Annotated in this window: 23 protein-coding genes and 4 tRNA genes; 19 read left to right on the top strand and 8 right to left on the bottom strand. The window is 70.3% G+C overall.

What is annotated here, in order from left to right:
* Nucleotides 1-2: 2 nt before the first annotated feature.
* The 6 genes from OHA17_RS16560 (at nucleotide 3) to OHA17_RS16535 (ending at nucleotide 5,726) form a co-directional block, all read left to right on the top strand.
* Complete coding sequence (locus OHA17_RS16560; protein WP_406507276.1) at nucleotides 3-1,601, top strand: NuoM family protein; 1,599 nt, start codon at nucleotides 3-5, stop codon at nucleotides 1,599-1,601.
* Nucleotides 1,598-3,130, top strand: coding sequence for an NADH-quinone oxidoreductase subunit N (locus OHA17_RS16555; protein WP_406507275.1), 1,533 nt, complete (start codon nucleotides 1,598-1,600; stop codon nucleotides 3,128-3,130). Before OHA17_RS16560 ends, OHA17_RS16555 begins: the two co-directional genes overlap by 4 nt.
* 278 nt (nucleotides 3,131-3,408) lie before the next feature.
* Complete coding sequence (locus OHA17_RS16550; protein ID WP_406507274.1) at nucleotides 3,409-3,864, top strand: MscL family protein; 456 nt, start codon at nucleotides 3,409-3,411, stop codon at nucleotides 3,862-3,864.
* Between the two features lie 146 nt (nucleotides 3,865-4,010).
* Nucleotides 4,011-4,874: a zinc metalloprotease HtpX gene (gene htpX / locus OHA17_RS16545; protein ID WP_053724090.1), complete on the top strand. Its 864-nt coding sequence runs from the start codon at nucleotides 4,011-4,013 to the stop codon at nucleotides 4,872-4,874.
* On the top strand, nucleotides 4,871-5,263 hold the full coding sequence (locus OHA17_RS16540; protein ID WP_406507273.1) for a YccF domain-containing protein: 393 nt from the start codon (nucleotides 4,871-4,873) through the stop codon (nucleotides 5,261-5,263). Before htpX ends, OHA17_RS16540 begins: the two co-directional genes overlap by 4 nt.
* A gap of 193 nt (nucleotides 5,264-5,456) precedes the next feature.
* Complete coding sequence (locus OHA17_RS16535; protein ID WP_053724092.1) at nucleotides 5,457-5,726, top strand: GlsB/YeaQ/YmgE family stress response membrane protein; 270 nt, start codon at nucleotides 5,457-5,459, stop codon at nucleotides 5,724-5,726.
* 17 nt (nucleotides 5,727-5,743) lie between these two features.
* Here the strand turns inward: OHA17_RS16535 and OHA17_RS16530 are convergent, their stop codons facing one another.
* The 3 genes from OHA17_RS16530 to OHA17_RS16520 form a co-directional block, all read right to left on the bottom strand.
* A complete protein-coding gene (locus OHA17_RS16530) occupies nucleotides 5,744-6,412 on the bottom strand; it encodes an alpha-ketoglutarate-dependent dioxygenase AlkB family protein (protein WP_406507272.1) in 669 nt (222 codons plus the stop codon).
* On the bottom strand, nucleotides 6,409-6,930 hold the full coding sequence (locus OHA17_RS16525) for a methylated-DNA--[protein]-cysteine S-methyltransferase (protein ID WP_406507271.1): 522 nt from the start codon (nucleotides 6,928-6,930) through the stop codon (nucleotides 6,409-6,411). The genes OHA17_RS16530 and OHA17_RS16525 overlap by 4 nt, the downstream gene beginning before the upstream one ends.
* 109 nt (nucleotides 6,931-7,039) lie before the next feature.
* A complete protein-coding gene (locus OHA17_RS16520) occupies nucleotides 7,040-7,528 on the bottom strand; it encodes a YajQ family cyclic di-GMP-binding protein (RefSeq protein WP_053724095.1) in 489 nt (162 codons plus the stop codon).
* Nucleotides 7,529-7,752: 224 nt separating this feature from the next.
* Here OHA17_RS16520 and OHA17_RS16515 point away from each other — a divergent pair.
* Nucleotides 7,753-7,834, top strand: a tRNA-Tyr gene (locus tag OHA17_RS16515).
* 879 nt (nucleotides 7,835-8,713) lie between these two features.
* Here the strand turns inward: OHA17_RS16515 and OHA17_RS16510 are convergent.
* Complete coding sequence (locus OHA17_RS16510; protein ID WP_406507270.1) at nucleotides 8,714-9,370, bottom strand: SDR family oxidoreductase; 657 nt, start codon at nucleotides 9,368-9,370, stop codon at nucleotides 8,714-8,716.
* Nucleotides 9,371-9,423: 53 nt separating this feature from the next.
* Complete coding sequence (locus tag OHA17_RS16505) at nucleotides 9,424-10,692, bottom strand: amidohydrolase family protein (protein ID WP_053724314.1); 1,269 nt, start codon at nucleotides 10,690-10,692, stop codon at nucleotides 9,424-9,426.
* A gap of 231 nt (nucleotides 10,693-10,923) precedes the next feature.
* Between OHA17_RS16505 and OHA17_RS16500 the strand changes: the two genes are divergently transcribed.
* The 8 genes from OHA17_RS16500 to OHA17_RS16465 all read left to right on the top strand — a co-directional run bounded on the left by OHA17_RS16500 (nucleotide 10,924) and on the right by OHA17_RS16465 (nucleotide 16,514).
* A tRNA-Thr gene (locus OHA17_RS16500) sits at nucleotides 10,924-10,996 on the top strand.
* Nucleotides 10,997-11,040: 44 nt separating this feature from the next.
* Nucleotides 11,041-11,113, top strand: a tRNA-Met gene (locus tag OHA17_RS16495).
* Between the two features lie 88 nt (nucleotides 11,114-11,201).
* On the top strand, nucleotides 11,202-11,366 hold the full coding sequence (gene rpmG, locus OHA17_RS16490; RefSeq protein ID WP_003956487.1) for a 50S ribosomal protein L33: 165 nt from the start codon (nucleotides 11,202-11,204) through the stop codon (nucleotides 11,364-11,366).
* Nucleotides 11,367-11,514: 148 nt separating this feature from the next.
* Entirely contained in the window at nucleotides 11,515-11,967 is a 453-nt protein-coding gene (locus tag OHA17_RS16485) for a MaoC family dehydratase N-terminal domain-containing protein (protein ID WP_406507269.1), read from the top strand.
* 1 nt (nucleotide 11,968) lies between these two features.
* Nucleotides 11,969-12,403: a MaoC family dehydratase gene (locus OHA17_RS16480; protein WP_053724312.1), complete on the top strand. Its 435-nt coding sequence runs from the start codon at nucleotides 11,969-11,971 to the stop codon at nucleotides 12,401-12,403.
* Nucleotides 12,404-12,494: 91 nt separating this feature from the next.
* Complete coding sequence (locus OHA17_RS16475) at nucleotides 12,495-13,079, top strand: TetR/AcrR family transcriptional regulator (RefSeq protein WP_406507268.1); 585 nt, start codon at nucleotides 12,495-12,497, stop codon at nucleotides 13,077-13,079.
* Between the two features lie 209 nt (nucleotides 13,080-13,288).
* Complete coding sequence (locus OHA17_RS16470) at nucleotides 13,289-14,749, top strand: DHA2 family efflux MFS transporter permease subunit (RefSeq protein ID WP_406507267.1); 1,461 nt, start codon at nucleotides 13,289-13,291, stop codon at nucleotides 14,747-14,749.
* 709 nt (nucleotides 14,750-15,458) lie between these two features.
* On the top strand, nucleotides 15,459-16,514 hold the full coding sequence (locus OHA17_RS16465; protein ID WP_406507266.1) for a UDP-N-acetylmuramate dehydrogenase: 1,056 nt from the start codon (nucleotides 15,459-15,461) through the stop codon (nucleotides 16,512-16,514).
* 36 nt (nucleotides 16,515-16,550) lie between these two features.
* On the opposite strand, the gene OHA17_RS16460 is transcribed toward OHA17_RS16465, so the two are convergent.
* Nucleotides 16,551-17,183: an NAD(P)-dependent oxidoreductase gene (locus tag OHA17_RS16460; RefSeq protein WP_406507265.1), complete on the bottom strand. Its 633-nt coding sequence runs from the start codon at nucleotides 17,181-17,183 to the stop codon at nucleotides 16,551-16,553.
* Between the two features lie 97 nt (nucleotides 17,184-17,280).
* Between OHA17_RS16460 and OHA17_RS16455 the strand changes: the two genes are divergently transcribed.
* On the top strand, nucleotides 17,281-17,877 hold the full coding sequence (locus OHA17_RS16455) for a TetR/AcrR family transcriptional regulator (RefSeq protein ID WP_406507264.1): 597 nt from the start codon (nucleotides 17,281-17,283) through the stop codon (nucleotides 17,875-17,877).
* A 181-nt stretch (nucleotides 17,878-18,058) separates the two neighbouring features.
* Here the strand turns inward: OHA17_RS16455 and OHA17_RS16450 are convergent, their stop codons facing one another.
* Both OHA17_RS16450 and OHA17_RS16445 read right to left on the bottom strand, forming a co-directional pair.
* Nucleotides 18,059-19,078, bottom strand: coding sequence for an adenosine deaminase (locus tag OHA17_RS16450; RefSeq protein WP_053731182.1), 1,020 nt, complete (start codon nucleotides 19,076-19,078; stop codon nucleotides 18,059-18,061).
* Nucleotides 19,079-19,203: 125 nt separating this feature from the next.
* Complete coding sequence (locus OHA17_RS16445; protein ID WP_053731197.1) at nucleotides 19,204-20,442, bottom strand: pyridoxal phosphate-dependent aminotransferase; 1,239 nt, start codon at nucleotides 20,440-20,442, stop codon at nucleotides 19,204-19,206.
* A 292-nt stretch (nucleotides 20,443-20,734) separates the two neighbouring features.
* Between OHA17_RS16445 and OHA17_RS16440 the strand changes: the two genes are divergently transcribed.
* The 3 genes from OHA17_RS16440 to nusG all read left to right on the top strand — a co-directional run bounded on the left by OHA17_RS16440 (nucleotide 20,735) and on the right by nusG (nucleotide 22,249).
* Nucleotides 20,735-20,807: transfer RNA gene (locus tag OHA17_RS16440), tRNA-Trp, on the top strand.
* Nucleotides 20,808-20,913: 106 nt separating this feature from the next.
* Nucleotides 20,914-21,210, top strand: coding sequence for a preprotein translocase subunit SecE (gene secE / locus OHA17_RS16435; protein WP_053731183.1), 297 nt, complete (start codon nucleotides 20,914-20,916; stop codon nucleotides 21,208-21,210).
* 76 nt (nucleotides 21,211-21,286) lie between these two features.
* Nucleotides 21,287-22,249, top strand: a complete 963-nt coding sequence (gene nusG, locus OHA17_RS16430) for a transcription termination/antitermination protein NusG (RefSeq protein WP_398875708.1) — start codon at nucleotides 21,287-21,289, stop codon at nucleotides 22,247-22,249.
* Nucleotides 22,250-22,419 lie beyond the last annotated feature (170 nt).

Raw genomic sequence — 22,419 nt, 5'->3', positions numbered from 1 at the left:
CCGTGATCGATATCAGCGAGTCCGTGATGCAGTTCCTTCTGGCGTTCATCGTCGTCGTCCCGCTCATCGGCGCCGTCGCCGCCCTGCTCCCCGCCCCGCCCGGGCTGAAGGGCAAGAGCCCCGACCAGGCCGTGCTGCGCCACGGCGTGACCGTGACCGGCGTGATCCTCATCGCCGCGATCGTCCTCGCGCTCGGCTTCGACCGCGGCCACCCGTCGAAGATGCAGGCCACGACGGACATCCAGTGGATCCCGGCCCTGAACGTCCACATCCACCTGGGCATTGACGGCATCTCACTCCCCCTCCTCGTCCTGACCGCGCTGCTGACCTTCCTCTGCGCGCTGTACAGCTACTTCAAGCAGCAACATGAGTGGCTGACGCCACGGGCCGGGGGCCCGTCCCCGAAGGCGTTCGTCGCGCTCCTCCTCGTCCTGGAATCCGGCACCCTCGCCACGTTCGCCGTCCTTGACCTCGTGCTGTTCTTCCTCGCGTTCGAGATGGTCCTCATCCCGATGTACTTCCTGATCGCCCGCTGGGGCGGGGACCAACGGCAAGCTGCCGCCTGGAAGTTCATCCTCTACACACTGCTCGGCTCGGTCGTCATGCTGCTCGGCCTGCTCCTGATCGGGCTCAAGTCGGGCACATTCGACATGGTGGCACTGGCCACTGACAACGGCCGTGGGCTGACCACATCCGTGCAGGTCATCGCCGTTCTGGCGATCGGGATCGGGCTCGCGGTCAAGACCCCGATGTTCCCGCTGCACAGCTGGCTCCCGGACGCCCACACCGCCGCCCCGACCGTCGGCTCGGTGCTGTTGGCCGGCGTGCTCCTGAAGATGGGCACGTACGGGTTCGTCCGCATCGTGCTGCCGATCGCGCCGCAGGGCATGCACACCTTCGCGCCCTACCTGGCCGCCTTCGCCGTCGCCGGGATCATCTACGGATCGCTGGCCTGCCTCGCGCTCGCCAAGCAGGGCAACAGGGGCGACCTGAAGCGGCTCATCGCGTACTCCTCCGTCGGCCACATGGGCTTCGTGCTGCTCGGCATCTCCTCGATGACCCCCACCGGCGTGAACGGCGCGCTCTTCGCCAACATCGCCCACGGCCTCATCACCGGCCTGCTGTTCTTCCTGGTCGGCGCCCTCAAGGACCGCTACGGGACCGCCGACCTCGACACCCTGGCCGGCGCCACCGGAGCCGCCCTCTACGGCCGGGCCCCGCGCCTGGGCGGACTGCTCGCCTTCGCCGCCGTCGCCTCGCTCGGACTGCCCGGACTCGCCGGATTCTGGGGCGAGATGCTCGCCATGTTCGGCGCCTTCGACCCGGCCGCGGGCCTCAGCCGCCCCGCCTACCTCACCTTCGTGGCGATCGCCGCCTTCGGCACCCTGCTCACCGCCGCGTACCTGCTGGTCGTCGTGCGCCGGGTCTGCATGGGCGGCAAGCCGGCCGAGGGCCCGCGGCTCGCCGACATCCAGGGCTACGAGTTCGCCGCCTGGAGCCCGCTCGTCGCGCTCACCGTCCTCGCCGGGCTCTGGCCCGCGGTCCTCCTCGGCCTCACCGACCCGGCCGTCCAGAAGCTCCTCGCAGGAGGCAAGTCGTGACCCCCGACGTCACCACCGCGGCGGCCGGCACCGCAAGCCTGGTCCAGTCCGTCGACTGGGTCGCGATCGCGCCGCCCCTGATCGCCGCGGCCGTCGCCCTGGTCGTGCTGCTCGCCGACCTGCTCCTGCCGCCGTCGCGCAAGCCGCTGCTTAGCTGGATCACCATCGCGGGCCTGGTCGCGGCCCTCGCCTCGCTCGCCCCGCTGCGCACCGGCAGCCGCTCGACGTTCTGCCTGACCGCGAACCCGGACGCGTGCAGCTACACCGTCGACCAGTTCGCCTTCGTCATCCAGGCCCTGGTCCTCGGCGGCGCCCTGCTGACCGCGCTGCTCTCGGTGCGCGACACCAAGGAGAGGCTGCCCGCGGGCGAGTTCTGGTTCCTGCTCCTTTCCTCGGCGGCCGGCGCGGCCCTGCTGCCCGCCGCCCGCGACCTGGCCACCCTCGTCGTCGCCCTGGAAGTCGCCTCGCTGCCCGCCTTCGCCCTCGTCGGCCTCAAGCGCGGCGACCGGCTGTCCTCCGAGGCGGCCCTGAAGTTCTTCCTGTCCTCGGTCACCGCGACGGCCGTGATGCTGCTCGGCGTGAGCTTCGTGTACGCGGCGACCGGCACCCTGCACCTCACGGAGATCGCCACCAAACTGGCCACCGTTCCCGGCCAGTTGGACACCGTCGCCAAGACGGGCGTCGTCCTGACGCTGGTGGGCTTCGCCTTCAAGACGGCCGCGGCACCCTTCCACTTCTGGGTGCCCGACACCTATGTGGGCGCGCCGCTGCCCGTCGCCGCCTACCTCTCCGTCGTCGGCAAGGCGGTCGGCTTCTCCGGGCTCATCCTGGTGACCGTCGTCGCCTTCCCCTCGTACGCCGACGTGTGGGGCCCGGCGCTCGCCGTCCTCGCCGCGCTGACCATGACGATCGGTAACGCGGCCGCCCTGCGCCAGTCCGCCACGCGTGCCTACAGCGCGGTCCGCCTCCTCGCCTGGTCCTCGGTCGGACAGGCCGGCTACCTCCTGGTGCCGATCGCGGCCGCCGCGTACTCCAGCGGCGACCAGGTCGGCGCCACCGTGGCGTACGCCCTGATGTACGCCGTCGTGAACCTGGGCGCGTTCGCGGTCGCCGCCCTGGTGGCCCGCGGCAAGCCGCTGAACCGCCTCACCGACTACCGGGGCCTGTACGCCGAGCGCCCCCTGGCCGCGCTGGCGCTGGCCTTCTTCCTGCTGTGCCTGGCCGGTCTTCCGCCGGGCATCATCGGCCTGTTCGCCAAGGTCACCGTCTTCTCGGCGGCCGTCGACGCGGGGCTCGGCTGGCTCGCGGTCGTCATGGCGATCAACGTGGTCGTCGCCCTCTACTACTACCTGCGCTGGACCGCGATCCTGTTCCGGTCGCCCGAGGCCGCCGAGCAGCCCGCTGAGGCCGCACGTCCTCGTGTCCCGGCCACGCTCACGGTCGCCATCGCGCTGACCGCGTTCGTAGGCGTCGTCCTGTCCGGCGTCCCCCAACTTGCCCTGCACTTCGCTTCGGTCACCCTCTTTTAAGGACGCGCCAAGGACACGCCCGCGTCAAAGGAAAGCCTGATGGAGCCGCGCCCTCTTTAGAGGGGCGCGGCTCTTCCATAGGCGCGTGGTAGGCGATGGAAACGGATCTGCCCTCGACGTGCCCCTATTGCGGCCGCGATTCCGTTTTGGCAAGCCCCCTGCCAGGGCACGGTTTGGTCCGGAAGCCCCTGAGAAGGCACTGTCGTACGCGCACACCCCAGTGCGGACGTACGTACGACGACGCAGAACCAAGACGACACACAACAGGGAGCAGAGCGGTGCTGAGCGGGTTCAAGGACTTCATCCTGCGCGGGAACATAGTGACGATGGCCGTTGGTCTGGCCGTCGGATCCGCCTTCACGGCGGTGGTCACGGGCTTCAGCACCGCGTTCATCACCCCGCTGATCGGCCTGGCCACCAGCTCGACCGGCGACTTCAGCACGGCGACCTTCACCGCGGAGGGCGTGACCTTCCCCTACGGGAAGTTCATCGGCGCGGCCATCGCCTTCGTGATCACTGCCGCGGTGCTCTACTTCCTCGTCGTCGTGCCCATGATGAAGGTCCAGGCCCGCCTCGACCGGGACAAGCCGGTGGACATCAAGGCCGCCCTGCGCGACTGCCCCCGCTGCTACGCGCAGATCCCCGGCATCGCGACCCGCTGCTCGCACTGCACCAGCGAAATCGAGCCCGACGCGAAGGCCCTGGAGATGGCCGGGCTGCCCGCCCCGCGCTGATCCGACCCGTACGGCGTAACGCGCCCTCCAGCGCGCACAAGGGAACTAGCGTCCCCCGCCTGGCGTTGACCAGTACGGGAGAGTCCACTGGAACGTGGAAGGACGACCAGCGAAGGCTCCCCGCCGCACCACTTGGAGGGCGTACCGTGCACCGCCGGCACAACGGGCTGAGGACAGCTGTCCTCCTCGGAGGACTGTCCGCGCTCATCATCGTCATCGGCAGCTTCTTCGGCCGCGGAGGGCTGATCATCGCGCTTCTGGTGGCGCTCGGCACCAACGCCTACGCGTACTGGAACAGCGACAAGCTGGCGCTGCGGGCCATGCGGGCGCGCCCGGTCAGCGAGTTCGAGGCCCCCGCGCTCTACCGGATGGTCCGTGACCTCTCGACGCAGGCGCGCCAGCCGATGCCCCGGCTGTACATCTCGCCGACGCAGGCGCCCAACGCCTTCGCGACGGGCCGCAATCCCCGCAACGCGGCCGTGTGCTGCACGGAGGGGATCCTGCAGATCCTGGACGAGCGGGAGCTGCGGGGCGTGATCGGCCACGAGCTGAGCCACGTCTACAACCGCGACATCCTGATCTCGTCGGTCGCCGGCGCCCTCGCCTCGGTGATCATGTTCCTGGTCAACTTCGCGTGGCTGATCCCGGTCGGCCGCTCCAACGACGACGAGGGCCCCGGCATCGTGGGCATGCTGCTGATCATGATCCTGGGCCCGCTCGCCGCCTCGGTGATCCAGCTCGCGATCAGCCGCTCCCGGGAGTACGAGGCGGACGCGTCCGGAGCCCAGCTCACCGGCGACCCACTGGCCCTGGCCAGCGCCCTGCGCAAGCTGGACGCGGGCACCAAGCAGCTCCCGCTGCCGCCCGAGCCCCGCATCGAGACGGCGAGCCACATGATGATCGCGAACCCCTTCCGCCCCGGTCAGGGAGTGTCCAAACTGTTCTCGACCCACCCGCCGATGGCGGAACGCATCGCCCGACTCGAACAGATGGCAGGTCGCCGCTCATGAAGACAGTCCTGAACGTCATCTGGCTGATCCTGTGCGGCTTCTGGATGTTCCTCGGCTACATGTTCGCGGGCCTGCTGCTCTGCATCACGATCATCGGGATCCCGTTCGGCATAGCGGCATTCCGTATCGGCCTGTACGCCCTCTGGCCGTTCGGCTACACGGTCGTCGACCGGGCGGGCGCGGGCGCGCCGTCCTGTGTCGGCAACGTCCTGTGGCTGATTCTGGCCGGCTGGTGGCTGGCGCTCGGCCACATCTTCACCGGCATAGCGCTGTGCATCACGATCATCGGCATCCCGCTGGGCATCGCCAACTTCAAGCTGATCCCCGTGTCGTTGCTGCCCCTGGGCAAGGAAATCGTCCCCACGGACCAGCCGTTCGCCACACGCTGAGCCGGGCCCGGGCCCGGGCCCGGCCCCGGGCTGAGCGGCGCGGCCGGTCCTGTGGCCTGCGCCGCACCCGGCAGACGGGGTGCAACCGTGCGCGCCCTTGAGGCGTCTTCCCCGGCGAACCGAATGGTTGCGGGGTTACGCAATACGGCAGATGCCCCGCGCAGCGCGTACGTACGAAAGGCAGGTTCCCGGCATGGGCATCGTCAGCTGGATCATTCTCGGCCTGCTCGCCGGGGCGATCGCCAAGATCCTGCTCCCCGGCCGCGACCCGGGCGGCCCGATCGGCACGACCCTCATAGGCATCGCGGGAGCGTTCGTCGGTGGCTGGATATCGGCCCGCTGGCTGGACCGTCCGATCGCCAACCACTTCTACGACGGAGCCACTTGGGCGGCGGCGATCGGCGGCTCGCTCGTCCTGCTGATCATCTACCGCATCCTGTTCGGCAACTCGCGCAGCCGCTGACCCATGGGCGAGGCGGACTAGGCGAGCCCGGTCTCGCGCAGGGTGATGTTGAGCCGGCCGCCGGTCAGGCCGGTCGCCGGATCACCCGTCCCCGCCATTACCTTGGGCACACCGTGGTACGCGAACCGGGACGGCCCGCCGAAGACGAACAGGTCGCCGGAGCTCAACTCCACATCCGTATAAGGACGCCCGCGGTTCTCGGTGTTGCCGAACCGGAAGACGCAGCTGTCCCCAATGCTGAGTGAGACCACAGGCGCCCCGGACTTCTCGTCCTTGTCCTGGTGGAGCCCCATCTTCGCGGCGCCGTCGTAGAAGTTGATGAGCGCGGTGTCGGGGGAGTAGCGCTCGGCCGCGCCCGGATCGTCGTACGCCGCCGCGATCGCGGAGCGCCCCAACGCGCCGAGCCAGTCGGGGAATTGGGCCACGGGAAGCCCGTTCACATCCGTCGCGGTACGGGTGTACCGGTAGGGCTGCCAGTGCCACCCGACGCACACCGTCCGCACGGACATGACACCGCCGCCGGGCAGCACGGTGTGGCGGCTCGGCACGGGCCCGCGCGCCCAGGCCCGGCAGGCGGCGACGAGCTCTTGCTGCTGGCCGGCCGAGAGCCAGCCCGGCACGTGAACGGCCCCGGGCGCGATCTCGACCCGCGCGGGCCGGGGCAGCGAGAACAGCCCCTCACTCACGGCGTCAGGGTCGGGCTGAGGGCGCCTTCGAGCCCGAGCAGCGCCTGCTTGCGCTCAAGCCCGCCGGCGTACCCCTTGAGGGAGCCGTCGGAGCCGATCACGCGATGGCAGGGCCGCACCACGAGCAGCGGGTTCCGCCCGATGGCGGTGCCGACCGCCCGCACCTGCACGGAGGAGGCGCCGATGCGCCGGGCGATCTCCCCGTACGAGGCGGTCGTCCCGTACTCGATGGCGTCCAGCTGGGCCCAGACCCGGCGCTGGAAGTCGGTGCCGGGCGCGTCGGCCGCGTACTCGATGTCGAAACGGGTCAGCTCACCGGCGAAGTACGCCCGCAGCTGCGCCGCGATGCCGGCGAAGGCCTCGGGCGCGAGCCGCCACCCGTCCTGGACGACGGCGCCGCCCTTCTGCCCCGGCACGGAAAGCGAAACCAGCGCGGTCCCGCCCGGCGCGGTGGCCGACTCCACCCCCACGAGCAACAGCTCGCCCAGGGGGCTGTCGAGGGTCGCATAGACAGTCATCGCACTTTCCTTCCCTTGCGTACGACACCGAGTCTGCGACCCCCGCCCACCGAATGCTGGCGGAAATCGGACAGCGTGCCCGGCCGCCCGGCGAACGGCGTGAGCCGGTTCAGCGGTAGTTCACGAACTGGATGGCGAAGTCGAAGTCCTTGCCCTTGAGCAGGGCCTGGACGGCCTGGAGGTCGTCGCGGCTCTTCGAGGAGACGCGCAGCTCGTCGCCCTGCACCTGCGCCTTGACGCCCTTGGGGCCCTCGTCGCGGATGACCTTGGCGACCTTCTTGGCGTTGTCCTGGGAGATGCCCTCCTCGATGGAGGCGGAGATCTTGTACTCCTTGCCGGACAGCTGCGGCTCGCCCGCGTCCAGCGACTTCAGGGAGATGCCGCGCTTGATCAGCTTGGTCTCGAAGATGTCGAGGATCGCCTTGACCCGCTCCTCGCCGTTCGCCTGCATCAGGATCTTCTCGCCGGACCACGCGATCGAGGCGTCGGTGCCCTTGAAGTCGTAGCGCTGCGAGATCTCCTTCGCGGCCTGGTTGAGGGCGTTGTCGACCTCCTGCCGCTCGACCTTCGAGACGATGTCGAAACTGGAGTCGGCCATGTCCTGTGGCTCCTTGGATCGGGTGCGTGTCTGTGCGCACGACCCCTGCGGCCGAGCGCGCGGCGACCCGGCCCCACTGCCGAACCACCGCCCCAAAGCCTAGTCACCCCATGCCCGGCAGACCGCTGATCAATGGGGTGGCGAAGCACCCCTGGGCATCGGGTATCGTTTACGTCGTTGCCACGGAGCACCGCGAGAGCGGGAAACCGGCGGCGACATCCCATGGCGGTGTGCCCGAGTGGCCAATGGGAACGGACTGTAAATCCGTCGGCTCTGCCTACCCAGGTTCGAATCCTGGCGCCGCCACACTGGGTGAGACCCCTGGTGACCTGCAGGAATGCGGGTTGCTGGGGGTCTTTTCGTTGTGCCGCTCCTTCCGTGTGGGAGCGGCATGTGGGATGGCCTGGTGCGGGGGGTGCCTGGGGTGGCTGTTTAAGGTCGCGGGGGCTGGGCCGAGGGGGACCAGGGGCAGGTGGGGGACTCCGGTATGCGTAATCGACTGGCCGTCGGCTGTGTGACGGCGATGGCCGGCCTTCTGGTGTCCGGGTGCGGGGGCTCCGGCGCGGCCGCGTCCGGGGATGTCGTGAAGCTGCTGGACGGCGCGAGTACGCGGCCCTGTTCGGCGCAGTTGCGGGCGACTTCGCTCCAGAACGGCGCGCAGGTCTACCTGGCGCAGGGCCGGGTGAACCTCAGCGGCCCGCTTACGGGCCGGCTCGACGAGGAGGTCAAGGGGCATCCGGGACAGGACGTGGTCTTGACGGCCACCCGCGTCTACCGCCGCCCTGCGACGGGAGGCGGCTCCTGGGAATCATTCGACGCCTCCACGGCCGAGGGCGGCATCCCCACCAAGAACCTGCCCGGCTACGCGCGCCTACTCATCGACCATGGAGCCCGGGCCGTCGCCGGTGACGACGAGGGGACCGGCCCCACGCGGCACCTGTCCGCCCGGGTCACGCCCGCCGACATGAAAGCGATCGATCCGGTTGCTGCGGGGAACCTCGGCGGCGTCGGGTCCCTCGCGAGCGACGTATGGCTCGACGGCCAGGGGCGCGTCGTCCGCGTGGAGCAGGAGTTCTTCGCGCCTGACGGCTCGACGGTCAAAAACACCCTCACCCTGCGTGACTTCGGGGCGCCGACGGAGGTCACCGCCCCCGGCCACGTGTCCGCTGAGTCTGAAGGGCGGCGTCAGTTCCCCGCCACGCCCTTCACCGCCACCGTCACCGGCGCCGAGCCCGAGATCAGTTCCAGGGTCAGGCCTGCCGTTGCCGGGGTGTCCAGGAGTTCGGCCAGGACCGCGGCCACGTCGTCCCGGGGGATCGCGCCGCGGCCCGTCGAGGCGGCCAGAGAGACCAGGCCCTTGCCCGCGTCGTTCGTCAGGCCGCCGGGGCGCAGGACCGTCCAGTCCAGGGTCGGGCGGGAGCGAACGGCCTCGTCTGCGGCGCCCTTCGCGCGCAGGTAGGCGTCGAAGACGTCGTCGCCCTGGTGGGTCGCGTCCGCGCCCATCGACGACACGATGACGTAGCGGCGTACGCCCGCGCGTTCGGCCGCGTCGGCGAACAGGACGGCCGCCGCCCGGTCCACCGTCTCCTTGCGGGCGGCGTCACTGCCCGGGCCCGCGCCCGCCGCGAACACCACCGCGTCCGCACCCCGGAGCACCTCGGCGACGGCGTCCACCGACGCCGACTCCAGGTCCAGGACAACCGGCTCCGCGCCGGCTTGGCGCAGGTCGTCCGCCTGTTCCGGCTTGCGGATGATTCCCGCGACCTCGTCGCCGCGCGCCGCCAGCAGGCGTTCGAGCCGCAGCGCGATCTGACCATGACCTCCAGCAATGACAATGCGCATGCTGACGACGGTAGCCGCAGATGCGGCGGCCCGCCGGTGGAGCGGCGACCTAGTCACCCGGACTCGCCACGTCCGGGGTCCGGGCGGCCCTGCCGGGGGAGGCCGAGGGCGACGGCCGCGGCCGAGTCGCAGTACTCGCGCACCGCGCTCGTGCGGGCCACCACACGGCCCCGGTGGATGACGATGCGGCTGTAGGCGAGCGAGAGGACGCCCGCGATGCGTTCGCCGCGTACGGCAAGGAGTTCGGCCGGGAAGCCCGCCTCGACGCGTACCTCCGCAAGGCCCATCGTCTCGCGGGCCACCGTGCTGACCGCCGCGTAGGCGTCCTCGGGGCGCATGCCGGCCTGGGAGGCGAGGAGGTAGGCGGCTTCCAGGGGGTCGCCGCGGCCGACCGGGTTGGAGACGTCGCGCAACGCGCCGCTGCCGGCCGCAAGTCGGACCCCGGCGGCCCTCAACAGGCGTACGGGTGCTGCTCCTTGACGGTCCGTCATGCCGCAGCCGCCTTGTGGGAGGCAGGTCACCGCGACTCCGGCGGAAGCGAGTTGGTCGGCGGCGCGGGCCGCGGTGTCGCGGGGGAGGCGGGACAGGCCGCCGCACGGGCCGATCGCGACGCCGGGGCGCAGGCCGCCGGACATGGCCGCGAGCCGGGCCAGGCGGGCCGGGTCGGTGCCGTCGGTGTGCAGGTCGACGGCGCAGCCGTGCTCGGCGGCGAGCTCCAGTACGGCCTCCGCGTAGCCGGCCGGGTCGGCGTCCAGATCGGGGCAGCCGCCCACCACCGAGGCGCCCATCTTGACCGCGTCGCGCAGCATGGCGAGCCCGTCCGCGCCGGCCACGCCGGTGAGCAGCCGCGGCACGGCGACCACCGCGAGCTCGGTGAGGCCGCGCAGGGAGCGGCGGGTCTGGAGCACCGCCTCCAGCGGGTCGAGCCCGCTGACCTCGTCGATGCGTACGTGCGAACGCAGCGCCGTGGCGCCGTGCCCGAGCTGGAGCAGGGCGGCCTCGGTGGCCCGGCGCTGGACCTCCTCGACGGCGTACGAGACCGGCCCCTCGGCGCTGAAGGCGGTCAGCGCGGTGTCGCTGTGGGCGTGCGGCTCGGCGGGGGCGGGCAGCAGCAGGAAGCCGTTCAGGTCGACGCGGGAGCCGTGTGCGGTGAGGCTGCCCGCGGTGCCCACCGCCTCGATGCGGCCGCCGCCGAGCCGCACGTCCACGGTGCGCCCGTCGGCGAGCCGGGCGCCGCACAGCAGCAGGGAGGCGGCGGAGGCGGGGTCGGGGCCTTCGCCGGTGCCGGGGGAGTGGGCCGGCTGCTGGTGGCTGTCGGACATCGCGCTCCTGATCGGGCTCGGGTGATCGGGCTGGGGCGGGCAGGATCACGCAGCGTGAGGAGAGCCTAGGGGCGCCCAACCCGCGCATCGAGGAGGAGCGAAATAGTCGTACCGGTGTGGCCCTGAGTGGCCTACGAGACCGGTGGGGCGGGGCCCCGGGAGGCCCCTCGCTGGGCGGCGCGAAACGGATTTGGGCGATCGGCGAGGGAGCGTGTAATGTCTTCATCGCTCGCCCCAATAGCTCAGTCGGTAGAGCGTCTCCATGGTAAGGAGAAGGTCTACGGTTCGATTCCGTATTGGGGCTCTGGTGCGGAAGCCCTCACCTTCGGGTGAGGGACTCCGTGTCAAAGCGGTGTAGCTCAGTCGGTAGAGCAAGCGGCTCATAATCGCTGTGTCACCGGTTCAAGTCCGGTCACCGCTACACACAGTAGCCGATTGTGGGGTCGGTCCTTCGATCGGCTACTCTTTTATGCGTTCATCCGTCAATCCGTCCGTCAAGGAGCACTCACGTGGCTGCCACCGACGTCCGCCCGAAGATCACGCTGGCCTGCGTGGAGTGCAAGGAGCGGAACTACATCACCAAGAAGAACCGGCGTAACAACCCGGACCGTCTTGAGATGAAGAAGCACTGCCCGCGCTGCAACTCGCACACTGCGCACCGCGAGACCCGTTAATCACGGCGTCTGGCATTCAGGCTCGTTCGAGAGGCCGTTCCCCACACCGGGGAGCGGCCTCTCGGCGTTCCCCGCCCGTACCCGGCGTGCGACTAGATTCTCCGTACCCACCGGATCCGAACCCTCATTCGCAGGAGGTAGCCAGCAGATGGCGCTCGACCAGTCTTTCGTGGGGCGGACCTATCCGCCCACCGCCCCGTACGAGGTCGGCCGCGAGAAGATCCGCGAGTTCGCTGTGGCGGTCGGGGACGAGAACCCCGCCTACACCGACCCGGAGGCGGCCAAGTCGCTTGGCCACACCGATGTGATCGCGCCGCCGACCTTTGTGTTCGCCATCACGTTCAAGGCGGCGGGCGAGGTCATCCAGGACCCGCAGCTGGGCCTGGACTACAGCCGCGTGGTGCACGGCGACCAGAAGTTCGCCTACACCCGCCCGGTCCGCGCGGGCGACCGGCTGACCGTCACGTCCACCATCGAGGCGATCAAGTCCCTCGCGGGCAACGACATCCTGGACATTCGGGGCGAGGTTCACGACGAGGGCGGCGAACATGTCGTGACCGCGTGGACCAAGCTGGTGTCCCGAGCGGCCGAGGGGGCCTGACATGACCGCGAAGATCCGTTACGAGGACGTGGAGCCCGGCACCGAGCTGCCGTCCGCGTCCTTCCCTGTGAGTCGCGCCACGCTCGTGCAGTACGCGGGCGCCTCCGGGGACTTCAACCCGATCCACTGGAACGAGAAGTTCGCGAAGGAGGTCGGGCTGCCCGACGTCATCGCGCACGGCATGTTCACGATGGCGGAGGCGGTGCGCGTGGTCACGGACTGGGTCGGCGACCCGGGCGCGGTGGCCGAGTACGGCGTCCGCTTCACCAAGCCGGTCGTCGTGCCGAACGACGAGACCGGCGCGCTGATCGAGGTCAGCGCCAAGGTGGCGGCGAAGCTGGACGACGAGGCGCGCACGGTTCGTGTCGACCTCACCGCGATGAGCGCGGGCCAGAAGGTGCTCGGGATGTCCCGGGCGGTCGTGCGCCTGGCGTGAGGCGGCCGGCGGGACTCCGGGGGGCTCCCTCGGAGTCCCCCGCACGGCCGACCCCTTGACTTTGTTAGTAATCGACCACTAACTTAATTCCATGGTCAGGATGAGTGCAGAAGAGAGGCGTGAGAGCGTCGTCCGTGCGGCGATGGTGGAGTTCGCCCGAGGCGGCTACCACGGCACGTCCACCGAGACGATCGCCAAGCGGGTGGGCGTCTCGCAGCCGTATCTCTTCCGCCTGTTCCCGAACAAGCAGGCCATCTTCCTGGCGGCGTCCGACCGGTGCATCAAGGAGACCGTCGCGGCCTTCCGCGACGCGGCCGAGGGGCTCGAAGGCGAGGCGGCGCTGCACGCCATGAGCGGGGCGTACCAGGCGCTCATCGCCGAGGACCGGGACAAGCTGCTCCTGCAGATGCAGACGTATGTGGCCGCGGCCGCCGCGGAGGCGGCCGGCGACCACGAGTTCGGCAAGGCGGTACGGGCCGGGTGGGTGGAGCTGTACGACACGGTCCACCTGGCGCTGGGCGCGGACGTGGGCGAGACGACGACGTTCCTGGCGTACGGGATGCTCATCAACACCCTTGTGGCGCTGGGGTTTCCGCCCGAGGACCGGGTCTGGAAGGGCTTCTACGAATCAGCCCAGCCGAAGCGGGCCGGCGGCGGGGCCGCTGCGGCGGAGTGACCGAACCGAACCGAATCACTGAACCGAACCCGAACCGAATCACCGAACCGGGTCCGAACCGATTCATCGAACCGAACCCGAACTGAATCGCCGAACCGAATCCGAACCGATCACCGAACTGAATCATCAGGGCGGGGTTCTCCCTGAGCCCACCCTCTTTCATGGCCAGCAAAGTTAGTCATTGATAACTAACCCACCAAGGGGGAGCGATGTCGGAGAAGAAGCCGGAAAGGCCACAGAACGGAACGAGTCGGCGCGGGGGTGCGGGGTGGGCGCTGGTGATCACCAGTGTTGCCGGGTTCATGGCGGCGCTGGACAACCTCGTCGTCACCACCGCGCTCCCGTCGATCCGCGAGGACCTCGGGGGAGCGCTGGACGACCTCGAATGGACGGTGAGCGCGTACACCCTCACCTTCGCGGTGCTGCTGATGTTCGGGGCGGCGCTGGGTGACCGGTTCGGCCGCCGCAAGCTTTTCATCACCGGGCTGACGATCTTCACCGGCGCCTCGGCGGGGGCGGCGCTGGCGCCGGGGATCAACGGGCTGATCGCGGCCCGCGCGATTCAGGGGGTCGGCGCCGCGGTCATGATGCCGCTGACCCTCACGCTGCTGACCGCTGCCGTGCCGGCCGCCAAGCGCGGGATGATGTACGGGATTTGGGGCGCGGTGAACGGCCTCGCGGTGGCCTCGGGGCCGCTGATTGGCGGCAGCCTGACCGAGCACGTGTCCTGGCAGTGGATCTTCTGGCTGAACGTTCCGCTCGGCCTGCTCACGCTTCCCCTGGCACGGCTGCGCCTGAACGAGTCGTACGGCACGGGTGCCCGGCTCGACATCGTGGGCACGCTGCTTGCCAGCGGCGGGCTCTTCGGGATCGTGTACGCGCTGATCCGCGGCAACCCGGACGGCTGGACCAGCACGACCGTACTCACCGGGCTGATCGCGGGCACGGCGCTGCTCGCGGGCTTCGTGGTCCACGGCATGCGCAGCGCGAACCCGATGCTTCCGATGCGGCTGTTCCGCAGCCGGGCGTTCTCCGCGATCAACGCGGCGAGCCTGCTGATGTTCGTCGGGATGTTCGGCTCGATCTTCCTGCTCAGCCAGTTCCTGCAGAACGTCATCGGCTACTCGCCGACCGAGGCGGGGCTTCGGATGCTGCCCTGGACCGGCATGCCGATGATCGCCGCGCCAATAGCCGGTTTCCTCTCCGACCGGATCGGGGGGCGGCCGGTCGTGGCCACCGGCCTCGCGCTCCAGGCCATCGGGCTCGGCTGGTTCGCCGTGATCATCTCGCCGGACGTGTCGTACGGGGCGCAGCTGCCGGCGCTGATCATCAGCGGCATCGGGATGGGGCTGTACTTCGCGCCGGCCGCGAATCTGGTGATGTCCAGCGTGCGGCCCTCTGAGCAGGGCATCGCCTCCGGCGCGAACAACGCGCTGCGGGAGGTGGGCGGTGCGCTCGGCATCGCGGTGCTTGCCTCGGTGTTCTCCGCGCAGGGCGGGTACGGGTCGGCGCGGGCCTTCGTCGACGGCCTTGGCCCGGCGCTCTGGGTGGGAGCGGGGGTGGTCGCGGTGGCGGCGGCATCGGCCCTGCTGCTCCCTGGCCGTGCGGCTCTGGGCGGCGTCGAGGTGGCGCGGGATGCCCCGGAGGGGGTGCGGGAGCTGGTGGGCTGAGGGTTGCGCCGTGCGGTGCTGGGCGGGTGGGGGTGTTTTCCCACCCGCCCGCCCGTTTGCGCACTCCTGGGAGGTGCGGCACCGGGGGGTGGCTGGGGTTGTTCGGCGCCCGCCGGTGGGTGGTGGGTGCACCCGCCTGCGGCGGGCGGGGTTTTCCCACCCGCTCCACCCGTTCTGCGCGCTGCAGAAGGTGGGGGACCTGTGGGTGGTGGTGCGCCGTTGGCGGCTGGCCGTTGGTGGGTGGTATGCCCGCCGACGGCGGTGTGCTCGCTTGCGGCGGGCCGGGGGTTCGGGTGGGGAGGGGCTCGTTGGCGCTCGCTCTTTCCTGGGGCGTTGTCTGAACGTGATCGAGGCATCACGGGCGGGCGTGGGTCCGGCCGGGTGGGGACGTGGTGGGGTGCCCCCGCAAGGAGGAGCGCTGGTGCTGGGGGAATTTTCGGCGGGCGGAACTGCGCGACGTATGAGGAGGTACCCCGCCGCGTTCCCGCCCCCACTCCCCGACGGCGCGCTCCGTACCGGCGATGCCGCAGCCCCGCCCCGCGACATCTGCCCGCACAGCCGACCGCAGGGCGGCGCCACCACCACCGGCCCGCACCCGCACCACAGGGCGCGCCCCGCATACCCGCCCCCACCTGCACCACCGACCGCAGGCCCCCACCGACCGCAGGGCGCCGCACCCCCACCCGGCCGCCCCCGTACGCTGGACCCCGTGCAGGAACTTCACGACGCCCCTCTCGCCCCCCTGACCACCCTCCGCCTCGGCGGCCCGGCGGATCGGCTGGTGACCGCCGCCACCGACGCCGAGGTCATCGACGCCGTACGCGAGGCCGACGACAGCGGCACCCCCCTGCTCGTCATCGGCGGCGGCAGCAACCTGCTCATCGGAGACAAGGGCTTCGCAGGGACCGCCCTGCGCATCGCCACCCGCGGCTTCGAGCTCGACGGCACCCGCCTCGAACTCGCCGCCGGTGAGGTGTGGACCGACGCCGTCGCCAGGAGCGTCGAGGCCGGGCTCGCCGGCATCGAGTGCCTCGCCGGCATCCCGGGCTCGGCCGGCGCGACCCCGATCCAGAACGTCGGGGCGTACGGCCAGGAAGTGTCCAGCACCATCACCCACGTCGTCGCCTACAACCGCCTCGACCGCACGACCGTCACCATCCCCAACGCCGAGTGCGACTTCTCGTACCGCAACAGCCGCTTCAAGCAGCACCCCGACCGCTACGTGGTGCTCCGCGTCGTCTTCGAGCTGGAGGATGCGGGGGGGCTCTCCGCGCCGGTCAAGTACGCGGAGACCGCCCGAACGCTCGGCGTGGAACCGGGCGATCGCGTCCCCGCCGCCACCGTCCGCGAGACCGTGCTGAAGCTGCGCGCCGGCAAGGGCATGGTGCTCGACCCGGAGGACCACGACACGTGGTCGGCGGGCTCGTTCTTCACCAACCCGATCCTGCCCAACGAGGCGTACGAGGCCTTCGTCGCCCGCGCCCAGGAGCGCCTTGGCGCGGACGTGACGCCCCCCGCCTGGCCCGTGGGCGCCGATCGCACCAAGACCTCCGCCGCCTGGCTGATCGACAAGGCCGGCTTCACCAAGGGCTACGGGACGGGCCCCGCCCGCATTTCCACGAAGCACACCCTGGCGCTGACGAACCGTGGCGGCGCCACGACCGAGGACCTGCTGGCGCTGGCCCGCGAGGTGGTCGCAGGGGTGGAGCTGGCTTTCGGCGTGACCCTGGTGAACGAGCCGGTGGCGGTCGGCGTAGAGGTCTAGACCTCAGCCCGCCTGACCCTCGTTTCTGAAGCCCGCTCAGTACGCGACCCCCACCCCCTGCTTCACCGTCGCCGGGTCGTCCAAGCAGGCCAGCATCGCGTGCGCCACATCGGCGCGGGCGATGGTGCGGCCCGCCTTGGGGTTGCCGCCGACGACCCGGCGGTAGGCCCCGGTGAGCGGCTTGTCGGTGAGTTTGGGCGGGCGTACGGACGTCCAGTCGGTGGCGCTGGCCGCCAACTCGGCCTCCATGGCGCGGAGGTCGGCGTACACCTCCTTGAGGATCGCGCTGATCATGGACCGCATGCCGCGGTCGAGGAGCCCGTCGCTGGGGGCCTGAGGCCCGACCGGCGCCGCGCTCACGACGACCAGCCGCCGCGTCCCCTCGGCCTCCATCGCGGCCAGCACCGACCGGGTGAGCCGGGCCGTGATCCCGGCGTCGGAGCGTTTGCGGGCGCCGAGCCCGGACAGGACCGTGTCCCGCCCGGCCACCGCGCCGCGCAGCGACTCGGGGTCGGTCAGATCGGCCTTGACGACCTCAAGGCCCGCCCCGGTCACGGCGAACCTGCCCGGATCGCGCACCACCGCCGTGACCTCGTGCCCCGAAGTCAGCGCCTGCTTGACGATTTCCTGGCCGATGCCCCCTGTGGCACCGAAAACCGTGAGCCTCATCGCGTCACCCTCCTAGGGTGGGTAAGTATTCACTCACTTCGTTCACCACTAGAGTGAGTAAGTACTCACCCACTAGTCAAGCCCCGTTGGAGCACACATGCAGTCGCCGCCGGCCCGCGTCCGCATCGTCGACGCCGCGCACGAGCTCATGCTCACCATCGGCCTCGCCCGCGCCACGACGAAGGAGATCGCGAAGGCGGCGGGGTGCTCGGAGGCGGCGCTCTACAAGCACTTCGCGAGCAAGGAGGACCTGTTCGTGACGGTCCTCAAGGAGCGGCTGCCGAAGCTCGGCCCGCTGGTGGAGGGGCTCGCGGCGGAGCCGGGGGAGCGGTCGGTGGAGTCGAACCTGACGGAGATCGCCCGCCAGGCCGCGCTGTTCTACGCGGAGAGCTTTCCGATCGCGGCGTCGCTGTACGCGGATCCGCAGCTGAAGCGGCGCCACGACGAGGCGCTGCGCGAGCTCGGCTCCGGGCCCCACATGCCGATCGAGTGGGTCGACGGGTATCTCCGGGCGGAGCGGGAGGCCGGCCGGATCGGCCAGGACGCCGACACCTACGCGGCCGCGTCGCTGCTGCTGGGGGCGTGTGCGCAGCGGGCGTTCGCGTACGACATGACGAGGTCGGGGGAGCCGCCTCAGACGCTGGAGGAGTTTGCGCGGGGGGTGGCGCGCACGCTGCTGCGGGGTATCGGGTAGTTCCCGGCGCCCCCTTGGCAGGGTGGTGCCCACACCGGATCGTCCGTGGACCGGCGCCTTGTGATGCTCCCGCGTGCCGTCCGTCCGGCCGCGGGCCGTGCGTGGCCGGCCGCGCAGTTCCCCGCGCCCCTAAGGCGCGCTGGGCCGCGCCAGCAGGAACCCGCAACCGGGCTCACCCGCATCACCCCGCCAGCCACCCCTCCACCCCCGCGAGCAGCTTCCCCTGGACCTCCGGCGGTGCGGCCGAGCCCCGGATCGACTGGCGGGCCAGCTCGGCCAGTTCCGCGTCGCTGAACGCGTGGTGGTGGCGGGCGATCTCGTACTGGGCGGCCAGGCGGGAGCCGAAGAGGAGGGGGTCGTCCGCGCCCAGGGCCATCGGGACGCCCGCGTCGTACAGGGCCCGCAGCGGCACGTCCTCGGGCTTCTCGTAGACGCCGAGGGCGACGTTGGAGGCGGGGCAGACCTCGCAGGTGATGCCCTTGTCGGCCAGGCGGCGCAGGAGCCGGGGGTCCTCGGCCGCCCGCACCCCGTGGCCGACCCGCCGTGCGTGCAGATCGTCGAGGCAGTCGCGTACGGAGGCCGGGCCCGAGAGCTCGCCGCCGTGCGGGGCCGCGAGCAGGCCGCCCTCGCGGGCGATCGCGAAGGCGCGGTCGAAGTCCCTTGCCATGCCCCGGCGTTCGTCGTTGGAGAGGCCGAATCCGACCACGCCGCGATCGGCGTAGCGGACCGCGAGCCGGGCCAGGGTGCGCGCGTCGAGCGGGTGCTTCATCCGGTTCGCCGCGACCACGACGCGCATGCCGAGCCCGGTCTCGCGCGACGCGGAGTCGACCGCGTCCAGGATGATCTCCAGAGCCGGGATGAGACCGCCGAGCAGCGGCGCGTACGAGGTCGGGTCGACCTGGATCTCCAGCCACCCGGAACCGTCCCGGACGTCCTCCTCGGCGGCCTCGCGCACCAGGCGCTGGATGTCCTCGGGGGCGCGCAGGCAGGACCGCGCCGCGTCGTAGAGGCGCTGGAAGCGGAACCAGCCGCGTTCGTCGGTGGCCCGCAGCTTCGGCGGCTCGGCGCCGGTCAGCGCCTCGGGCAGCCGCACGCCGTACTTGTCGGCGAGTTCGAGCAGGGTGGAGGGCCGCATGGACCCGGTGAAGTGCAGGTGCAGATGGGCCTTCGGCAGCTCAGAGACATCACGTACGTGCTCCATCCCAGGATCCTGCCGCACGCCCCCGCCACACCGGTAGGGCTTTCCCCGAACGTGGTCTTGCTCGCACACAGCAACGGGGGCCGGGTACCCAAACCGGTACCCGGCCCCCGTGAGCGGAGCGGACGTCAGTCCTTGGCCTCGGCCAGCAGCTTCTGGATCCGGGAGACGCCCTCGACGAGGTCCTCGTCGCCCAGGGCGTAGGAGAGCCGCAGATAGCCCGGCGTGCCGAAGGCCTCGCCGGGGACGACCGCGACCTCGGTCTCGTCCAGGATCAGCGCGGCGAGCTCGGTCGAGGTCTGCGGGCGCTTGCCCCGGATCTCCTTGCCGAGCAGGGCCTTCACCGAGGGGTAGGCGTAGAACGCGCCCTCGGGGGTGGGGCAGACCACGCCGTCGATCTCGCTCAGCATCCGCACCATGGTCCGGCGGCGCCGGTCGAAGGACTCGCGCATCTCGGCGACCGCGTCGAGGTTCCCGGAGACGGCGGCCAGGGCGGCCACCTGGGCCACATTGCTGACGTTCGACGTCGCGTGCGACTGGAGGTTGGTCGCGGCCTTCACGACGTCCTTCGGGCCGATGATCCACCCGACCCGCCAGCCGGTCATCGCGAAGGTCTTGGCGACGCCGTTGACGACGATGCACTTGTCGCGCAGCTCGGGCACGATCGCGGGCAGCGAGGTGAACGCGGCGCTGCCGTACACCAGGTGCTCGTAGATCTCGTCGGTCATGACCCACAGGCCGTGCTCGACGGCCCAGCGCCCGATCGCCTCGGCGTCGGCCTCGCTGTAGACGGCGCCGGTGGGGTTGGACGGAGAGACGAACAGAACGACCTTCGTACGCTCCGTACGGGCCGCCTCCAACTGCTCCACCGACACGCGGTATCCGGTGGTCTCGTCGGCCACGACGTCCACCGGGACACCGCCCGCGAGCCGGATCGACTCGGGGTAGGTGGTCCAGTACGGCGCCGGGACGATGACCTCGTCGCCCGGGTCGAGGATCGCCGCGAAGGCCTCATAGATCGCCTGCTTGCCGCCGTTGGTCACCAGGACCTGCGAGGCGTCGACCTCGTAGCCGGAGTCGCGCAGCGTCTTCGCGGCGATCGCGGCCTTGAGCTCGGGCAGGCCCCCCGCCGGCGTGTAGCGGTGGTACTTCGGGTTGCGGCAGGCCTCGACGGCGGCCTCGACGATGTAGTCGGGCGTCGGGAAGTCGGGCTCGCCCGCGCCGAAGCCGATGACCGGACGCCCGGCGGCCTTGAGGGCCTTGGCCTTGGCGTCGACGGCGAGGGTCGCGGACTCGGAGATGGCGCCGATGCGCGCGGATACCCGGCGCTCGGTGGGGGAGGAAGGCGGGGGAGTTGCAGCGCTCATGCGGGCCATGGTCCCAGACCTCCCAGGAAGGGAGCACCCGCGTTTCACGGACCGGTCAGCATGTGGACAGGCGTCCGGGCGGCGTCCTTAAGGAAGCCGTGCGAAGGGGAGGCGGAGGTGATGAGGAGGCGGTCGGAAAGGATGCGGAAACCGATCCGGAAGTGATCCGGAAGCGATTCGGAAGGTGTTCGGGAGCAAGCTGTTCGACGCCGGGCCCCTGACCACGTACACTCACTGCCTGTTGGCCCTCACCGACCACACCACCACATGCGGTAGGTTGGGGGAACCACAAAGGGTCGTAGCTCAATTGGTAGAGCACTGGTCTCCAAAACCAGCGGTTGGGGGTTCAAGTCCCTCCGGCCCTGCTACACACACCTTCGCCAGGATGTGTGCGCATGTACGTACTTCAATGCACCGCCGTGCGGCTCCACCGGGCGCGGCACGGCCATGACCCGGAATCAGGTGAGAAGCGTGACGGACGCCGTGGGCTCCATCGACATGCCTGATGCCCAGGACGAGGCAGCGGAGTCCAAGGATTCGAAGAAGAAGGCCCGCAAGGGCGGTAAGCGCGGCAAGAAGGGCCCTCTGGGCCGTCTCGCGCTCTTCTACCGGCAGGTCGTCGCCGAACTCCGTAAAGTTGTCTGGCCGACACGCAGCCAGCTGACGACGTACACCTCCGTGGTGATCGTGTTCGTTGTCATCATGATTGGCATCGTGACGTTGATTGACTCCGGCTTCTCGCAGGTAGTCAAGTACGTCTTCGGCTGATCAGCGAAGGGCGCCCCTCAATCGGCGCCCCTTTCGCATGTTCCACCCCATCTGTAGCCAGGAAGAAGCAGCCACCGTGTCTGACCCGAACCTGAACGACGCCATCGAGTCGGTCGAGTCCGTCGAGGACGAGCTCGAGATCATCGAGGCGGCCGACGAGGACGAGGCCGAGGCTGCCGACGCCGCTGCGGGCGAAGCGGCCGAAGAGGCTGCCCTGCACGTCGAGTCCGACGACGCCGAGCCCGAGGCCGAAGCCGCCGAGGCTTCCGACGTGACCGACGAGGACGTTGCCGACGAGGCCGAGGCCTCCGCCGAATCCGTCGAGGACGAGGACGCCGAATCGGACGACGAGTCCGAGGAGCCCGCCGAGGTCTCCGCCGAATCCGGCGAGGACGAGGAGCCGGCGGAGCCCGCCGCCCCCGTCGACCCGGTCGAGGCCCTGCGCCAGGAGCTCCGCTTCCTGCCCGGCGAGTGGTACGTCATCCACACGTACGCCGGTTACGAGAAGCGTGTGAAGGCCAACCTCGAACAGCGTGCCGTCTCGCTGAACGTCGAGGAGTTCATCTACCAGGCCGAGGTCCCCGAAGAGGAGATCGTCCAGATCAAGAACGGCGAGCGCAAGAACGTCCGGCAGAACAAGCTGCCCGGTTACGTTCTCGTCCGCATGGATCTGACGAACGAGTCCTGGGGCGTCGTCCGCAACACCCCCGGTGTCACCGGCTTCGTGGGCAACGCCTACGACCCGTACCCGCTGACGCTCGACGAGATCGTGAAGATGCTCGCCCCGGAGGCCGAGGAGAAGGCCGCCCGTGAGGCCGCCGAGGCCGAGGGCAAGCCTGCTCCGCAGCGCAAGGTCGAGGTCCAGGTCCTGGACTTCGAGGTGGGCGACTCGGTCACCGTCACCGACGGCCCGTTCGCGACGCTGCAGGCGACCATCAACGAAATCAACGCCGACTCGAAGAAGGTCAAGGGCCTCGTCGAGATCTTCGGCCGCGAGACCCCGGTCGAGCTCAGCTTCGACCAGATCCAGAAGAACTAGCAGCCGCAGCCAGCCGGCGCTTTCTGGAACCAGCACTTCCGAGCAGGTCAGAGAGGCTCTCGCAGCCCCTCTGACCTGCTCGGTTTTTAGCCGCGCAGCTATACCCGTTATCGTTGTGCGGTATGCCTCCATCCGGTTGATCGGATGCAGGCGGTTCACTCTCACTAGGA

Origin of the sequence: Streptomyces sp. NBC_00212, from assembly GCF_045206365.1 — a bacterium.
Taxonomy (GTDB): Bacteria; Actinomycetota; Actinomycetes; order Streptomycetales; family Streptomycetaceae; genus Streptomyces.
Note: the sequence above shows the minus strand (reverse complement) of the source record. Positions and strands in the feature narration are given on the sequence as shown.

Bases quoted from the DNA above. Each gene is read 5' to 3' on its own strand.
- OHA17_RS16540 (WP_406507273.1), top strand. From the start codon at position 4,871: ATGAAGACAGTCCTGAACGTCATCTGGCTGATCCTGTGCGGCTTCTGG.
- OHA17_RS16535 (WP_053724092.1), top strand. From the start codon at position 5,457: ATGGGCATCGTCAGCTGGATCATTCTCGGCCTGCTCGCCGGGGCGATC.
- OHA17_RS16525 (WP_406507271.1), bottom strand. From the start codon at position 6,930: ATGACTGTCTATGCGACCCTCGACAGCCCCCTGGGCGAGCTGTTGCTC.
- OHA17_RS16520 (WP_053724095.1), bottom strand. From the start codon at position 7,528: ATGGCCGACTCCAGTTTCGACATCGTCTCGAAGGTCGAGCGGCAGGAG.
- OHA17_RS16510 (WP_406507270.1), bottom strand. From the start codon at position 9,370: ATGCGCATTGTCATTGCTGGAGGTCATGGTCAGATCGCGCTGCGGCTC.
- OHA17_RS16505 (WP_053724314.1), bottom strand. From the start codon at position 10,692: ATGTCCGACAGCCACCAGCAGCCGGCCCACTCCCCCGGCACCGGCGAA.
- OHA17_RS16485 (WP_406507269.1), top strand. From the start codon at position 11,515: ATGGCGCTCGACCAGTCTTTCGTGGGGCGGACCTATCCGCCCACCGCC.
- OHA17_RS16480 (WP_053724312.1), top strand. From the start codon at position 11,969: ATGACCGCGAAGATCCGTTACGAGGACGTGGAGCCCGGCACCGAGCTG.
- OHA17_RS16475 (WP_406507268.1), top strand. From the start codon at position 12,495: ATGGTCAGGATGAGTGCAGAAGAGAGGCGTGAGAGCGTCGTCCGTGCG.
- OHA17_RS16470 (WP_406507267.1), top strand. From the start codon at position 13,289: ATGTCGGAGAAGAAGCCGGAAAGGCCACAGAACGGAACGAGTCGGCGC.
- OHA17_RS16460 (WP_406507265.1), bottom strand. From the start codon at position 17,183: ATGAGGCTCACGGTTTTCGGTGCCACAGGGGGCATCGGCCAGGAAATC.
- OHA17_RS16455 (WP_406507264.1), top strand. From the start codon at position 17,281: ATGCAGTCGCCGCCGGCCCGCGTCCGCATCGTCGACGCCGCGCACGAG.
- OHA17_RS16450 (WP_053731182.1), bottom strand. From the start codon at position 19,078: ATGGAGCACGTACGTGATGTCTCTGAGCTGCCGAAGGCCCATCTGCAC.
- OHA17_RS16445 (WP_053731197.1), bottom strand. From the start codon at position 20,442: ATGAGCGCTGCAACTCCCCCGCCTTCCTCCCCCACCGAGCGCCGGGTA.